Genomic DNA, 13283 nt, shown 5'->3' on the forward strand with positions numbered 1-13283 from the left:
TCAGCAGGCGCAGTGATCGGCCGGCGAAGCAGCACCGGCCGCCGCCGTGTGCGCTGCGCCGCCGTGGGAGCAGTGCGCGGTCGGCTCGTTCGCCGGCACGTTCATCGCCGGGTTCTTACCAAAGAAGCCGTAGGGCTTGAGCGTGAACTTGGCGTAGTCCACGGGCATGACCGGCCAGTCCTCCACCCGCGGGAAGTGCGTCGGCCCGAAGGTGTGCCAGAGCACGATGTCCTCACCGTCGATGGAACGGTCTCCGGCGATGTACTTTGTCACGCCGTCTCCACCCGGATTCTGGTGCACGAAGTCGCCGGCGGCATACTGCTCCGCCGGGTCGTACTGCGTGACGAACAGGTGCTTGGTGGCGAATTCGGCCCGCTTCGCGATGCCAGAGCCGGCGTCGGCCATGAGCGTCGGGTTCGCCTCCGGCAGCAGCACATAGCCGGTCGGCCGACCCATGCGGTTGGTCTTCTCGGTGTTGACGATGTGCCAGGCCCGGGCAACGGATGCGTCGGCGAGCCGCCCCGACGACAGCTCGGTGGTCAGCCGGGTCGATTTCTTGGTGAACGCGTTGCCGTGCTCGTTACCCGGCCCCATCGGCAGTCGCTGTGCTTCGACCTCGTCGACCGCGTTCGACACCCCGTCGACCATCATGTCCAGCCGCGCGCTGAACAGGTGCTGGTGGTACGGGGCGCCGAGGCCCGGGGCGACTTCGCTGGCGTATGGGTAGTCGGCGCCGGCAGCATCCGTTTCGATCGCGGTGGGGCTCGCGACACCCGGATAGGCCGAGGTGAACAGAATTCCGGTGAGTTTCGCCTCGCACTCGATGGTGCCGTCGAGGGAGAGGTACCAGTAGAAGCCGTAGTCGTAGTTGCCGACGGTGGTGAAGAAGCTGATCACCAGGCGGCGCTGGCGGCGCACCTCGTTGCTGCCGGTGAACATGTCGCCGTGCTTCCACAGGGTGCCCACGTCTTCCTCGTGCATGCAGATGCCGTTCTTGATGGTGAACGGATTGCCCAGCTCATCGGCCAGCACCGCGTCGAAGTACTTGATCTCGCCGACGCAGTCGCAGCCGAGGGCGAGGGAGTTGGTGAACCGGCCGTAGAGGTATTCGCCGGTGTCGAAGTAGTTCTGCCAGAACCGTACCGGCGAGGGGTCGCCGTAGGGCACGAGCATTTCGTTGATCGAGGCGCGGTAGATGATCGGGCGTTCCTCGCCGTCGTCCGAGAACGACAACTGGCGCAGCACCAGGCCCTCCCGGGTGTCGAAGCCCACCTGGAACTTCCAGTTCGCCCAGGTGACCCATTCGCCGTCGACCGCGAAGCTCGGGCCTTCCGGCTGGCTGATCACGATCGGCTTGAGCGTCGTCAGCGGTGCGCCCTGCACGGCGGGGTCGTCGAAGTTGCCGCTCTCGGCCGGAATGGCGAGCACGGCCGAGTCGATCAGGCGCGTGATGGTGCGGCTGGCCGTGTCGACGTAGGCGCTCAGGCCGTCGACCGGGTGCGCCCACGGGTGGTCTTCCGGGTAGCCCTGGCGAAAGGCGAGCACCCGCACGATGCGGCGGCCGACCTCTTCGGGATAGTCGTAGAAGCCGGCCGAGAGCGGCACGACGACGACCTCATCGACGCTCGTGCCGCGGGCTTCGAGGGCGGCGACCCAGCGCGGGTCCTCAGCGACGATGCCGGCGATGGCGTCGAATTCGGCGAGCAGCACGGGCAGCTGGCCGGTCGACCCGTCGAGCACGACCGTCTTCACGATCTCGCCAGTCACGAGTGACACGACATTATCGGTCGAGAGCCCGGTGCTCATGTCGAGCAGCATCACCCGAACCCGGCGCTCAGGCAGCGGGCCGGTGCCGGCCTGCCAGGCCAGCACGCCGCGCTTGTGCGGTTCCTCGAGCCCGACGTAGACGAATCGGGTGGTGTCGGTGAAGGTCGACGACGCCGTGACTATGTCCCGCACCGCGTTGAATTCAGCGGCGTTCAAACTTGACAGCGGATGCGCCGGCTCGCCCGGTGTGGGCGCGGCGGTCAGCAGGTCGAGGTCGATGATGGTCATGGTGTCTCCTGAAATCTGTGAACGGGGGGTCTGTCGGGGGTGAGTGAGCAAGGTCAGCCGCTGATGGCATCCGTCATGTTGTCGTAGGCGGCGCGGTCCGTGCGCTTGAGTACGGCGGCCTGCACGAGTCCGCCCACCGGAAAGAGCACGATGAGGCCGAGCAGCACGGCGCTGACCGTGCCGAAGACCGGCAGGCCCTGCTCGTTGACGTCGCCGACGAGCATGGGAAAGTTCGCGGCGATGACGATGGCCGAACCGGCGAGCCCGATCAGGCCGAGTCCGGGGGCGATTTTGGTGTGCCAGAGGCGGCGGTCGGCGCCGGTGCGGGCGAAGAACACGATGACCGCCACGCTCGTGATGGCCATCAGAACGGCGATGGCGAGGGTCGCGACGCCGGCGAACCAGGTGAAGACTTCGAGTACCGGGTCGAGGCCGAGCACGGCGAAGATCACGATGAGCACGGCCGCCGTCGCGGTCTGCACGACCGAGGAGACGTGCGGGGCGAAGTGCTTGTGGTGCACAGAGCCGAGCACGTTCGGCAGCACCTTCGCGTTGCTCATGGAGTGCTGGTACCGGGTGATGACGTTGTGGAAGGAGAGCACGCAGGCGAACATGCTCGTGATCAGCAGCACGTTCATGATGACCTCGCCGATTGGTCCGAGGTACGTCAGGGTGGTGATGAGGATCATCGCGCCGGGATCCTTGGCGGCCTGCGCGAGGACGCCGCCGGGGCCCCAGGCCATGACGAGCGCCCAGGAGGCCAGGGTGTAGAACACGCCGATGCCGATGACCGCGATGTAGGTGGCCCGCGGAATGGTGCGGCTCGGGTCCTTGGCTTCGTCGCGGAAGATCGCGGTCGCTTCGAAGCCGATGAAGGCGGCGATGGCGAACATGAGGCCGATGCCGGGGGAGCCGGAGAGCACATTGTTCGGTTCGAAGGGCGCGAGCGAGAGACCCTCCGGGCCTCCGCTGATCACGACGGCCGCGACGAGCGCGAGCACGATCGCTACCTCGGCGACCAGCAACACTCCGAGCACCTTGGAGCTGAGGTCGATGTGGCGGTAGCCGAGAAAACCGACGAGCGCGATGGTCAGCAGGGAGTAGAGAAACCAGGGTAGGTCGGGCCCGCCGAGTCCGGCCACGGTGACGCTGAGGATGTAGCCGACGTAGCCGTGCACCGATACCTGGATGGCCGTGTAGGTGAGCAGGGCCAGAAAGGCGGTCGCGAGGCCGGCCGGTTTGCCGAGGCCGTAGCCGACGAAGGTGAAGAAAGCGCCCGGCTTCGGAACGTGCCGGGTCATGGCCGACAGGCCGACGGCGAACAGGAAGAGCACGAGTCCGGAGATGGCGTACATGGCCGGAAAGCCGACCCCGTCGCCGAGAAGGATGCCGAGCGGTGCGGCGCCGCCGACGACGGTGAGCGGTGCGGCCGCGGCGACGACCATCATCACGATCGCGGTGGTGCCGAGAGTGCCGGTCAACGACCGGGCGGTCGGGACGGTCCCCGCGCGGGTCGCGGGTTGTTCTGTAACGGTCATGGCATCTCCAGGGTGGTAGGTCGAGGTGGTGCTGGTGTGCTCATCCTGCCGAGGCCCTGTTGCGGGAGCGTCTCTGTGCGGTAAAGGCCGCGCGCGCCCAACTGAGACAGGTGGCGTGTTCGTCTCATTTGCGCGGCACGAGCCGGAAACATTGCCGAATCAGGACGGCAACGAACGCTCGGTAGCCTCGGCAAACGCAGACGCCGCGCGTTTAACTGCGTTTACCTGGAGGCCGCATGACCGCACTGCAGCGAGCGATTCGGCATCCGGAACCGGTGTGGGGATTCGCCGACCGTTCGCCGGTCGACGGCCTCGACCGGCGCAGCCTCGGGTTTCTGGACGTGCTCGCGCAATCCGTGTCGGCGGTGGCCCCGTCGGCGGCGGCGACCACGATTCCGCTGCTGATCGCCTCGGCCGGGGGAGCCCCGGTCTGGGCGCTCGCGAGCGGCATGCTGATCGCCCTGCTCGTCGCGTCGACCGTGAACCAGTTCACCAAGCGCATCGCCGCGACCGGCTCGCTGTATACCTTTGTCTCTCGGGGACTCGGTCGCACGGCATCCTTCGTCACGGGCGTCGCCCTGCTGGTCGGATACGGCTTCATTTCCATGTTCGCGCTCGCCGGGGCCGGCTACTACCTGCAGATTCTGCTCGGTGACCGCTGGCCGGCGCTGAGCACTCCGCTGGCTGCCGGCGTGCTGATCGTGGCGATGGCGGTGCTGTGCGTGCTCGTGCTGGCCCGCGGCATCCGGGTGTCGACGCGGGTGACCCTGCTCGTCGAATCCGTGTCGGTGCTGATCATCCTGGTGCTCGTGGGCACTCTGCTCTATCAGAACGGCTCGACCGTCGACTGGTCGGTGCTGTCGCTCGCGGGATCGACGCCGGCAACGTTCGCGGTCGGGGCCGCGCTCGCGCTCACGGCCTACGTGGGTTTTGAAAGCGCGTCCACCCTCGGCGTCGAGGCCCGCCGCCCCTTCGCGACCATCCCGCGGGCGATCTTTCGCACGGTCATCATGGCCGGGCTGCTCTACCTCGTGGCGTCGTTCAGCCAGGTCGTCGGATTCGCCGGGCTCGGCCGGGGCATCTCATCGAGCACCTCGCCGGTCAACGACCTCGCCGCCGCTTACGGCATCGGTGGGCTCGGCCACCTGCTCGACGTGAGCATCGCGGCATCCTTTCTGGCCTGCGCCATCGCGTCGATCACCGCGCTCGTGCGCGTGCTGTTCTCGATGGGCCGCGAAGGGCTGCTGCCGAGCGCGTTCGGCCGCACCCACGCCCGGTACCGCACGCCGTTCGTGGCCGTGGTCGTGGCCGTTCCCGTGCTCACCGCGGCGCTCATCGTCACGATCGCCATCAGCGGCGGTGTGTGGCGGGCGATGGAAATTCTCATCGTCGGCGCCGCCGGCGGCTACCTCACCGCCTACATGCTGGCCTGCCTCGCGGCGCCGGTCTTTCTGCAGCGGATCGGCGAACTCACCGTCTGGCCTCTCATGCGCGCCGGGGCAGCGGCCGTGCTGCTGAGCGTCGTGCTCGTGGTCTACCTGGTCTCGGAGAGCACGACCGACCGGTATCCGGGAGTCTGGGTATTCCTCGCGGTGATGCTCCTGGGAATCACGCTGTACCTCGTGCGGCACCTGCGACGCCCGTGGCTGCGGCACATGGTGGGCATCTACGACGTGCCGGTCGGCGCGGACGTGCTCGGCGCGGTCGATGCCTTCGACACCGCCCCGTCGCGTCAAGCGGATGTTCCGCCTCGCCTCGGGCGGCCGGCGGCCGAGTCGTGAGCGCGGCCGGGTCTGCGGCCGGCCTGCATGCCCGGCAGCCCAAGGCGATCCACAGCGCCCTCACCGTGCTCGAAGAGGTCGCCAGGTGCGGTGCCGGAATCACCGCCCGGCAGATCTCCGACAACCTCGGGCTGCCGCGGGCGACGGCGTACCGCCTGCTCAACGTGCTCGTGCAGGACGAATATCTCGTGCGCACCCCCGACCTCTCCGGCTTCGCGCTCGGGCGCAAGGTCGTCGAGTTGGCCAACCTCGTCACACCACCGACAGCACGCCCGCCCGAGGCCGTGCGGGCCATTCTCGATCGGTTGCGAGGCGGGATCCGCGGCGGGATCCATCTGGTGCGGTACGAGCACGACGGGCTCCGCGTGATCGACCCCGACCCGGATTTTCCGCCGAGCGACCGGGCCGTGATCCTCGCCCGGCTGGATGCCTCAGCTATGGGACGGCTGCTGGTCAACGAGCGGAGCCGCGGGGCGGCATCCGCTGTGCTCGGGCAGATTCACGCGAGCGGATACGCCAGCCAGGTCGACGAAATCACTGCCGGCTACGGCTGCATCGCCATACCGATTCGCGACCGGGCCGGGCAGCTTGTGGCCGGACTGTGCCTGTGCGCACCGCGTGAGCGCATCGAACACCCCGACGATCTGGTCGCCGTGTTGCGCCGGGGCGCCGAGGAGCTGGCTCCGCTGCTGGCCTGACGGTGGAGCACCCGCGCGCCCACCACCGTGGACGGGGCCCGGGCCCGGAACCCGGGCCCAGGTTATAACTGGGCCCGCGGCCGGGGCCCCGGCCATCTCGGGAAGAGGCGGTGGGCATCCGGTGCTGGCCTGGACGTCTAGTCCGGCGGCGGGTCGCCGATGCGTTCGAGGGCGTCGACGATGAGCGCCCAGAATTTCTCGTGGTCGAGGTCGACGGCCACCTGGGTGGTGCAGTCGGCCGGGGCGGGCGCGCGAAAGTCGGCGACGGTCATGCCGAGGGTGAGGGTTCCGGCCAGTTCCACGTCGAGCGGCGCCTTGCGCACGGTGATCACGCTCGGATCGATCACGTAGGCGACCGCGCACGGGTCGTGCACCGGCGGATAGTCGAACCCCTGGGCATCCTTGTAGGTCTCGGTGAAGAACGCCAGCAGCTCGCCGACGAACCGGGCCGGCGCCGTGCCGACGGCCGCGATGCGCCGGGCAATGTCGGGGGTGGCGAGGGCCTGGTGGGTCAGATCCAAGCCGATCATGGTCAGCGGCCACTTCTCGTTGAACACGATGTGCGCCGCTTCGGGGTCGATCACGATGTTGAACTCGGCCGTGGCCGACCAGTTTCCCACGTGGTAGCCGCCGCCCATCAGCACGACCTGCTTGACCCGATCGACGATGCGCGGCTCCTTGCGGGCGGCGAGGGCGATGTTGGTCAGGGCTCCGGTCGGTACCAGCGTGATCTGGCCCGGCTCGTGCGCCATGATCGTGTCGATGATGAGGTCGACGGCGTGCCGTTCGTCGAGCTGAAGCGTCGGTTCGGGCAATACCGGGCCGTCGAGCCCGGACTCGCCGTGGATCGACGGCGCCGTCTCGATCGGCCTCACCAGCGGGCGCGCGCATCCCGCTGCGAACGGAACCCCGGTGATGCCGGCCACCCGGGCGACGGACAGTGCGTTGCGGGTGACCTTGGCGAGGGTCTGGTTGCCCACCACGGTGGTCACCGCCACGAGGTCGATGTTCGGGTTGCCATGGGCGAGCAGCAGCGCGATCGCATCGTCGTGGCCGGGGTCACAGTCGAGAATGATTTTGGTGGGCACAGTTCAGGGTACGTGGTCTTCCCCTTTCCGGGCCCGGGCCCGGAAACCGGGCCCATGATAGATCATGGGCCCCGTTGCCGAAGGTGGGCCCGGCGCGCGGGCGGGCAGCAGCAGCGCGCGAGGCAGCGGCATCCGCTTCCTGCGGTTTCTCATGGTCCGTCCAGAGCCGCTCCGATAGGCTGGGCGCGCGGTTGTAGTTCACATCCGCCCCCGTACCGAGGAGCTTGTTCGTATGACTTTGATCGAGGAATTCCTCATGCCCGGCGGCGGCACGAGCATCAACACCCTGCCCAAGATTTCGCTGCACGACCACCTCGACGGCGGCCTGCGCCCGCAGTCCATCATCGAACTGGCCGACTCCATCGGATTCGTGCTTCCCACAACGGATGCCGACGCGCTCGGCGAATGGTTCTCCGACCAGTCCAATGCGGGTTCGCTCGTGGAATATCTCAAGACCTTTGACGTCACAACCGCCGTCATGCAGACCCGCGAGGGCCTCAGCCGGGTCGCCCGTGAATTCGTCGAGGACCTCGCCGCCGACGGCGTCATCTACGGTGAGATTCGCTGGGCTCCCGAACAGCACCTCGCCCGCGGGCTCACCCTCAACGAGGTCGTCGAAGCCGTGCAGGACGGCATCGAAGCCGGCATTGAAAACGTCGAGGAGTCCGGCCGCAGCATCCGCATCGGCCAGCTCATCACCGCGATGCGCCACGCGAACCGCAGCCTTGAGATCGCCGAACTCGCCGTGCGCTACCGTTTCGACGGCGTCGTCGGCTTCGACATCGCCGGCGCCGAGGCCGGCTTCCCGGCTGGCAACCACCGCGGCGCCTTTGACCTGCTGGCCCGCGAATTCATGCCGGTCACCGTGCACGCCGGCGAGGCCGACGGGCTCGACAGCATTCGCGGCGCCCTGTTCGACGGCCGCGCGCTGCGCCTCGGCCACGGCGTGCGCCTCGCCGAGGACGTCACCATCGAACGCCAGGACGACGACAACACCTTCGTCACCCTCGGCCCGGTCGCCCAGTGGGTGCGCGACCGCGAGATCACGCTCGAACTGAGCCCGTCCTCGAACCTGCAGACCGGAGCGGTCGCCGCCTGGGGCGAGGAACTGTTCGACCACCCGTTCGACCTGCTCTACCAGCTCGGTTTCAAGGTCACCGTCAACACCGACAACCGCCTGATGAGCGACACTACCCTGACCCAGGAACTCGCCCTGCTCTCCGACGCGTTCGGCTACGACCTCGGCGACCTCGAGACCTTCCAGCTCAACGCCGCCCACGCCGCGTTCCTGCCGCTCGAAGACCGTGAAGAACTCGTCGAAGCCATCGAATCCGGCTTCGGCGACGCCTGAGCGCGACCGGATCGCCCGCACCACCCGCTCAACCGAAAGAAAAAATGCCTCTCCCGCATCTTCCGCTCGACGCCATCACGATCGGCGCGCACGCTGCCGACTGGCCGGCCGCCATCACGGCGGCCGGTGACGCCCTCGTGCGTTCCGGTGCCGCGACATCCGCTTACACCGACCGTATGATCGAGGTGATTCGTGAATTCGGCGCCTACATCGTGATCGCTCCCGGCCTGGCGCTCGCGCATGCCCGCCCGGGAGCGGATGTTCTCACCGACGGACTCTGCGTCGTCACCCTCGCCGAGCCGGTCGTCTTCGGACACCCGCACAACGACCCGGTCAGCGTGATCGTGGGCCTGGCCGTAAGCGGCGCCGACGATCACCTGCAGTTCGTCGCCGAACTCGCCAACGTGTTCAACGACCCGACGGTGATTCCGGCCCTCGCCGGCGCGAGCACCGCCGAATTCGTGCAGCGCGTGTTCGGGCAGACCGAAGAGCTGTCATGACCGTGCTGATGGTACGCGCATGAAGATCGTCGTGATGTGCGGCATCGGGCTCGGCACCTCGGCCATCCTCAAGGTCAACGCCGAGCGCGCCCTGGACCGCCTCGACATCGAGGCGAGCGTGCAGGCCACGGATGTCGCCGGCGTGCGGGCCGCCGCGGCCGACGCCCAGATCATCCTGACCTCATCCGAGCTCGTTGAGGCGATCGGCCAGACCAACGCCGACGTCATCGTCATCAACAACTACTTCGACGTCGACGAACTCGTCGCCAAGCTCGAGATCGCGCTGGGTTCCTAGCTCCTACCCTTTCCGGGCCCGGGCCCGGAAACCGGGCCCATGCTAGATCATGGGCCCACGTTCATAAGGTGGGCCCGGCAAGCGGATGCGGCCCCGTGCGCGCAGCGCCGACGTCCAGCCGCCGGGAGGTACGGTTAAATGCACACACCCGTACTGACTCGTGTGGCTGAGGTACTGGAGAGAAGAGAGCATGCGCGCCGTCGTATTTGAAGCCTGGAAGACCTTCCCAACCCTGAAGGACATTGAGAAGCCGACTCCCGGCCCGGGTGAAGTGCTCCTGAAAGTGGCCGGTGCGGGCGCTTGCCACTCAGATGTTGCCGTGTACAAGGATTTCGAAGCGGCCACGGCGCCCCCACAACTCGCGCCCAGCTATGTGCTCGGTCACGAAAACTCCGGCTGGGCTGAAGAGCTCGGAGCGGGAGTCGAGGGCATCGCGCTCGGCGACGCCTTCCTCGTGTACGGGCCGATCGGCTGCGGCCATTGCGTGGCCTGTTCCCGGGGCGAAGACACGTACTGCACGAATGCTGCCACGATGCCGTACATGGCGTCTGGGCTGGGTCGCGATGGCGGCATGGCCGAGTACATTGTGGTGCCGGCCCGCAATCTGGTGCCGCTCGGCGATGCCGACCCAATCAAGGCCGCGCCCCTGTCAGACGCCGGCCTCACGCCCTATCACGCGATCAAGAATTCCCTGCCCAACCTCACTGGCGGCGGAAAGTTCGCCCTCGTCGTAGGGCTCGGCGGGCTCGGCCAGATTGCCGTGCAGATCCTCACTGCGCTCACCGGTGCCACCGTCATCGCCACCGATTCCAAAGCGGATGCCATGACCCGCGCGCAGGCCAACGGTGCCATTACGGTGCCGAGCGGCCCTGACCAGGCCGCGCAGATCCGGGAAATCACCGGCGGCCGCGGCGTCGACGCCGCCTTCGATTTCGTGGGGATCGCGCCGACCATCGCCCTCGCCTCAGCTGTCATGGCCACGAAGTCACGCCTGACCGTCGTCGGAATCGCCGGGGGGAAGTACGAGTGGTCCTTCTTTACCACGCCGTACGAGTCGACCCTGACGAATACCTACTGGGGCACCATCGAGGATCTGTACGAGGTCGTAGCCATGTACAAAGCCGGGCAGATCACGCCCGACGTGGAGCTCTTCGCCATGGAAGACGCCCTCGAGGCGTACCGCAAGCTCGAAGCCGGCGAGCTCACCGGCCGCGCTGTGGTCGTGCCCCACCTCGATCGGTAGCAGCCTCCCCTGGTGGGCCGCTGCGCCGCGTCTCGCCGCGATCGGTAGGTCGCCGTATCCGCTCGCCACACTCTCCGCCAATGCGCGCGGGAGCCAGGAACGCCGGCGCCACGGGCCTATGCTCAGCGCATGAGCGACAGAGCCGACCCCAACGACACCGTCAAGCAGGGCGCCCGGGCCGAACATCGCTGGCCGGCCGTGCTCGGGCTGCTGGTGGCCCTCGCGCTGTATGCGACGCTGCCGAGCACGTTCCTGCCCGGCCTTCGCTACACGGTCGTCGCCATCGGACTGGCCCTGCTGATTCCACTCATCGCCCTGAATCCGCACCGGCTGCACCGCGAGACCCGCTGGTCGAAGTACCTCGCCACGGGCCAGGCCCTGCTGCTGGTCGTGGCCAACGAGGTCGCGCTCGTGCAGCTGGTGATCCAGCTCACCTCGGGCGGCAAGGATGACGGACCGACCCTGCTGCTCGCGGCCCTGCAGGTCTGGGTGACCAACGTCATCGCCTTCGCCCTCGTCTACTGGGAACTCGACCGCGGCGGACCGGTCTCGCGCCGGCATGCCGACCGCAAGGACTTTCCCCCGGCTGATTTTCGCTTTCCGCAGGACGAAGACCACGATGCCATCGAGGAGGTCGCCGCCCGCTCCTCCCTGCGCATCGGCTGGGTCGCCTCGTTCTTCGACTACGTGTATTTCTCGCTGTCGAACTCCATGGCGTTCAGTCCGACCGACACGATGCCGCTCTCGCTGCGGGCCAAGGCACTCATGGCGCTCGAATCCTTCGGCGGTTTCGTACTGCTGGCCCTCGTCATCGCCCGGGCGGTTTCCCTGCTCGGTTAGCCGGGCGGCAGCCACTGACGCGGACGGGGCCCGGGCCCGAGCCGTGGGCCCGGTTTATAACCTGGGCCTGTGGACGGGGCCCGGGCCCCGTCCACAGTTGCCCCCAGAACTGAGCAAGCGGCTGCAGCCGTCTACGCGATCAGCGCCCGCATCCCTCGATCGAGCTCGTCGAGCGCGGCCTGGGCAGCCGCCCGACGTTCCACCAGGGTGCCGACCTTGCTGCGGGTGTCGATGTAGACCTTGAGCTTCGGCTCGGTCCCGCTTGGGCGCACCATGACGCGTGACCCGTCCGTCAAGCGGATGCGCAGCACGTCACTCGGCGGCAGGTCGCCGAACCCCCAGCGAAAGTCATCGATCTCGTCGACGCGAATGCGGCCGACGTGGGTCGGCGGGGACTCCCGCAGCCGCGTCATCACGAGCGCAATGGTCGACAGCTCGCTGACCCGCACCGAGATCTGGCCCGAGGCGTAGTGTCCGAATTTCTCACTGAAGCGGTCGAGATAGCCGGCGAGGGTCGTGCCCTCCGACTTGAGGTCGCTCACGAGCGAGAGCAGCGCGACGGCGGCCGAGATGCCGTCCTTGTCGCGCACGGTTTCCGGGTTCACCAGGTAGCCCAGCGCCTCTTCGAAGCCGTAGATCAGGTTGGGTACCCGCGACACCCATTTGAAGCCGGTGAGGGTCTCTGTGAAACGCAGGCCGTAGGCATCCGCTACCGCGTGCAGCGCCGGCGACGACACGATCGAACACGCGAGCGCGCCGGTGTCAGCGGTGGGAACGGCGTCGAGATCGGGCGAAGCGGCCAGCGCGGCGGCCCGCCAGCCGAGAATAGCGCCGACCTCGTTGCCGCTGAGGCGGCGGTAACCGGTCGCGCTGGACAGGTCGGGGATGGCCACGGCGAGGCGGTCGGCATCCGGATCATTGGCGATGATGAGCTCAGCGCCCACCTCACGCGCGGTCTCGTAGGCCAGGTCCATGGCGCCGGGCTCTTCCGGGTTCGGAAACGCCACCGTGGGGAAAGCAGCGTCGGGTGCGATCTGCGCGTCGACCAGGGTCGGCAGGTCGAATCCGGCCTTCTCGAGCACCCGGCGGGTGGTGTCCCAGCCGACGCCGTGCATGGCGGTGTACACCGCGTTCACCTGCGCCCGCGGCGTGTGCGCGAGGCTGGCGGTCGCAGCGATATACGCGAGCACGACGTCCTCCTCGGCGGTCTCGTAACTGCCGCGCGGCAGGTGCGGCACGTGTTCGTCGGCGGCGACGCGCAGAATCTCGTCCGAGATGGCCTTGTCGTCGGGGGAGACGATCTGGGCTCCGCTATTCACGCCGCCCAGATAAACCTTGTAGCCGTTGTCGTTCGGCGGGTTGTGCGAGGCGGTCACCATCACACCGCAGCTCGCGTCGAGGTGTCGCACCGCGAAGGCCAGCACCGGCGTCGGCAGCAACCGCGGCAAGAGGATGGCGCGCACCCCCGCGCCCGCCATGATCGCCGCCGTGTCGGTCGCGAAAACGTGGGAATTCTTGCGTCCGTCGTAGCCGATCACGACCGACGGTGTCACCCCGGGGGCGGCGCGTCGCCGCAGGTAGGTGGCGAGGCCGGCCGCCGCCTGCGAGACGAGCACCCGGTTCATGCGGTTCGGTCCGGCGGAGATTTCGCCGCGCAGCCCGGCCGTGCCGAAGGCTAGCCGGGTGTCGAAGCGCGAGTGCAGGTTCGACAGGGCCACGGTGTCGCCGTCCTCGACGGCATTGATGAGAGTGCGCAGCTGCGCCTGAGTCTCCGGGTCGGGATCCTGGTTGAGCCAGGCCCTGGCTGCCTGTAACAGCGTCGTGGTGCGGTCGGTCGAAACGAGCGGGGTCTCCTGGGCGACCGGAGCGGTGGCGAGGTCGTCATCCCCGGCGC

At 68.0% G+C, this 13283-nt stretch carries 11 protein-coding genes; 7 read left to right on the plus strand and 4 right to left on the minus strand.

Annotated elements, in window-relative coordinates; translation table 11 throughout:
- A complete protein-coding gene (locus tag E3O06_RS14350) occupies positions 1-2055 on the minus strand; it encodes a primary-amine oxidase (protein WP_134504061.1) in 2055 nt (684 codons plus the stop codon).
- A gap of 53 nt (positions 2056-2108) precedes the next feature.
- Complete coding sequence (locus tag E3O06_RS14355; RefSeq protein WP_134504062.1) at positions 2109-3593, minus strand: APC family permease; 1485 nt, start codon at positions 3591-3593, stop codon at positions 2109-2111.
- A gap of 236 nt (positions 3594-3829) precedes the next feature.
- On the opposite strand from E3O06_RS14355, the gene E3O06_RS14360 reads away from it, so the two are divergent.
- Positions 3830-5374: an APC family permease gene (locus E3O06_RS14360; RefSeq protein ID WP_134504063.1), complete on the plus strand. Its 1545-nt coding sequence runs from the start codon at positions 3830-3832 to the stop codon at positions 5372-5374.
- Entirely contained in the window at positions 5371-6072 is a 702-nt protein-coding gene (locus E3O06_RS14365) for an IclR family transcriptional regulator (RefSeq protein ID WP_174843238.1), read from the plus strand. The genes E3O06_RS14360 and E3O06_RS14365 overlap by 4 nt, the downstream gene beginning before the upstream one ends.
- A 137-nt stretch (positions 6073-6209) precedes the next feature.
- Here the strand turns inward: E3O06_RS14365 and uriH are convergent, their stop codons facing one another.
- Positions 6210-7160: a uridine-preferring nucleoside hydrolase UriH gene (gene uriH, locus E3O06_RS14370; RefSeq protein ID WP_134504064.1), complete on the minus strand. Its 951-nt coding sequence runs from the start codon at positions 7158-7160 to the stop codon at positions 6210-6212.
- Positions 7161-7392: 232 nt separating this feature from the next.
- Between uriH and E3O06_RS14375 the strand changes: the two genes are divergently transcribed.
- The 5 genes from E3O06_RS14375 to E3O06_RS14395 all read left to right on the plus strand — a co-directional run bounded on the left by E3O06_RS14375 (position 7393) and on the right by E3O06_RS14395 (position 11389).
- Positions 7393-8511 (plus strand): adenosine deaminase, encoded by a 1119-nt coding sequence (locus E3O06_RS14375; protein WP_134504065.1) that lies wholly within the window; start codon positions 7393-7395, stop codon positions 8509-8511.
- Positions 8512-8555: 44 nt separating this feature from the next.
- Positions 8556-9011, plus strand: a complete 456-nt coding sequence (locus tag E3O06_RS14380; protein WP_134504066.1) for a PTS sugar transporter subunit IIA — start codon at positions 8556-8558, stop codon at positions 9009-9011.
- A 19-nt stretch (positions 9012-9030) separates the two neighbouring features.
- On the plus strand, positions 9031-9306 hold the full coding sequence (locus E3O06_RS14385) for a PTS sugar transporter subunit IIB (RefSeq protein WP_134504067.1): 276 nt from the start codon (positions 9031-9033) through the stop codon (positions 9304-9306).
- 190 nt (positions 9307-9496) lie between these two features.
- Positions 9497-10549: an NAD(P)-dependent alcohol dehydrogenase gene (locus E3O06_RS14390; protein WP_134504068.1), complete on the plus strand. Its 1053-nt coding sequence runs from the start codon at positions 9497-9499 to the stop codon at positions 10547-10549.
- Positions 10550-10678: 129 nt separating this feature from the next.
- Entirely contained in the window at positions 10679-11389 is a 711-nt protein-coding gene (locus tag E3O06_RS14395; RefSeq protein ID WP_134504069.1) for a DUF1345 domain-containing protein, read from the plus strand.
- A 131-nt stretch (positions 11390-11520) separates the two neighbouring features.
- Here E3O06_RS14395 and E3O06_RS14400 read toward each other — a convergent pair whose 3' ends face one another.
- Complete coding sequence (locus E3O06_RS14400) at positions 11521-13206, minus strand: phospho-sugar mutase (RefSeq protein ID WP_134504097.1); 1686 nt, start codon at positions 13204-13206, stop codon at positions 11521-11523.
- Positions 13207-13283 lie beyond the last annotated feature (77 nt).

The organism is Cryobacterium glaciale (assembly GCF_004402535.1).
Taxonomy (GTDB): domain Bacteria; phylum Actinomycetota; class Actinomycetes; order Actinomycetales; family Microbacteriaceae; genus Cryobacterium; species Cryobacterium glaciale.